This window comes from Staphylococcus sp. HMSC035D11, from assembly GCF_001836075.1.
GTDB classification, from domain to species: Bacteria; Bacillota; Bacilli; order Staphylococcales; family Staphylococcaceae; genus Staphylococcus; species Staphylococcus hominis.
Genome location: NZ_KV827200.1, coordinates 1 through 288, shown reverse-complemented (window position 1 = coordinate 288; position 288 = coordinate 1). Strand labels below are relative to the sequence as shown.

Below are 288 nucleotides of genomic sequence, written 5' to 3'. Positions count from 1 at the left end.
AAGCCAGGTTATAATTTACAAATAGCGACAAATTCTCAATTCGTTTTATCTTATAATGTGTATCAAAATCCGACTGATACAAGAACGATGATACCATTTTTAAATTCAATTCAAGAGACCTACGGTCATTTACCTGAATATATTGTAGCTGATGCAGGTTATGGTAGCGAACCCAATTATATGGCAATTATAGATGATTTTAATCGAATACCACTTATAACCTACGGTATGTTTATAAAAGATAAAACTAAAAAATATAAAAGCGACATCTTTAACACTCAAAATTGG

Annotated in this window: 1 protein-coding gene; it reads left to right on the top strand. The window is 30.2% G+C overall.

The features are described from left to right. Positions 1-288, top strand: a 288-nt coding sequence (locus HMPREF2647_RS00005; RefSeq protein WP_141756737.1) for a transposase, incomplete at both ends; no start/stop codon positions are given.